Here is a 1,932-nt window from a genome sequence, read left to right on the forward strand (position 1 = left end):
CAATGTTCCACGATTTTATTCAGTTTTAATAAACATCATCCGGTTTTTTGAGGAGTCATTATTTCATTGCTGGCAATGAAATTGGCTCATCGAAAAAGTGGAGTGCTGGCTAACCATAAGGAAGGAAGAAACGGCTCAGGAAGCCCCTTTTTTTAGGTTCAGGCTCAATATGTTCAGGGATAGGGATCCGTTTGTTCTCAGGAGTAGTCAATCCGTCATAGTTTGATTCATCCTGTGACCGAGGATCTGTTGCTATATCCTGGTCAGATTGCTGCTCTGTAAACGTGCTTATATTGGCTTGTGGTGGCTTCATTTCAATAAGTGTAAGTAGCGTGTCAATACGAGCATTTGCCTTCGTTTCCCGATCTTCTGCTTTTTCCAACTGTTTCTTTAAAAACTCAATCTGATTTTTGAGTTCAACAACTGTATTATCAGTGTATTCAGGTGTATCAATGTTTTGTCTTGGAGACGTATCAAGACGTTTTGAGTTTGTTCCACCAAAAGGCTCACCATAGACACGAAGTAATTCTGAAAAGTCGATAGAACCATCATGATCACGACTTAATACTCCGTTTTTTATATCTTTGTAGAGTGTGGCCCGAGATTTTTTATACAGTGTTGCAGCATCACTAACACTGTATTTTGTACTTGTTTTCATATTGTATTACTGTGTATTAACGATACGTATTGGAGAATACAATAAGTGTATTCTCCAATAAACTCAAAGTTTAAAGCCTAAGTTTTTTAGATAAGGTAAAAACTGTTTTTGCTGTTTTGGATCTCTCAACATATCTTTAATTGTTATAGCTAAATCATCATAGCTTTCACCTTGCTGTGCTAGATGTGATAGTTCATGTAAACGAGAAAGTTGATTTCCAAACATATTAATTTGAGCATCTGTTAGTTTATAAAATTCTTTAGGTACATCTGTATTCGGATGACTAATACTCTTAGTCTTTTCTTTAAATGAAAAAATAATACTAGTAACTTTACGACCAGTCTTTTTCTGTTCATAAGTGACATTTAAAGGGCTGCATTCGTTTATTTGGTCTATAGCAGTATCAATTACTCGTTTCTTGAAATCTGCGAATAAAGGGTACTTTTTACCAAGCTCAAGCATTGTCCGCAAATTCTCAACTGAAATTTCACGCTTACCTATTTGTCGATATTGAACAAGTAGCTCATAAATACGAATACCGTACCCACTATTTATTCCAGCGATGTCTGACAGGGCATATTTGGTGAATTCTCTACTTAGATTAGATATGAAAGGCAGAATTGGTTTTGAAAAACGAATACCAATGACACTTTGACTATCTAGAAATTGAACTTCTTGTACCCATCGCATTTTTATAGACTTGTCATCAATACTGAGGTTAATAGATCGTTCATAGAGTCTATTAATACCTTCCTTTAAATCTCTGTATGCAGTTTTTTCATGTACACCTAATTGCCTTAACTCATTGATACTAACAGGATATAGCTCATCATCTGTAATAGGCTGATTTTTTGGAATCCGTGAAATGGCAGCTAAGACAATTCGTTGCTCTACGGCACTTAATTGATATGAGGCTTCTATTACTTGATTTGATTTTACAACGTGATTTTTATTCAAAATAAAACCATTAATTTTTAATATATGACAAATATATACTTGTCATAGTTAGTAGTCAATCCGTCATAGTTAAGTAGTCAATCCGTCATAGTTAGTAGTCAATCCGTCATAGTTAGTAGTCAATCCGTCATAGTTAAGCTTTAAAACCCTTACTGTATAAGGCATACAGGGGACTGAAAAGATTTAAAATATTTAAAATATATTTAAAAAGAGCAAATTGAAAAATTGCCCTTGGTTTTCGCTTCGCTCAAACTCTATTGAACTTCGCTTTCGCTCAGTTCGTTGGGGCAATTTTTTGGTTAATACTTGCGTGACTT

At 34.7% G+C, this 1,932-nt stretch carries 2 protein-coding genes; both read right to left on the reverse strand.

All coding sequences use genetic code 11. The features are described from left to right. Positions 1–109: 109 nt before the first annotated feature. Complete coding sequence (locus FTV34_RS17180; RefSeq protein WP_180070878.1) at positions 110–658, reverse strand: plasmid replication DNA-binding protein; 549 nt, start codon at positions 656–658, stop codon at positions 110–112. Between the two features lie 63 nt (positions 659–721). Beyond that, a complete protein-coding gene (repM, locus tag FTV34_RS17185; protein WP_057048785.1) occupies positions 722–1,615 on the reverse strand; it encodes a replication initiation protein RepM in 894 nt (297 codons plus the stop codon). Positions 1,616–1,932: the final 317 nt, after the last annotated feature.

The organism is Acinetobacter sp. YH16038 (assembly GCF_013417275.1).
Lineage (GTDB): Bacteria > Pseudomonadota > Gammaproteobacteria > Pseudomonadales > Moraxellaceae > Acinetobacter.

Coding starts and splice junctions, on each gene's coding strand:
- FTV34_RS17180 (WP_180070878.1), bottom strand. CDS start 658: ATGAAAACAAGTACAAAATACAGTGTTAGTGATGCTGCAACACTGTAT.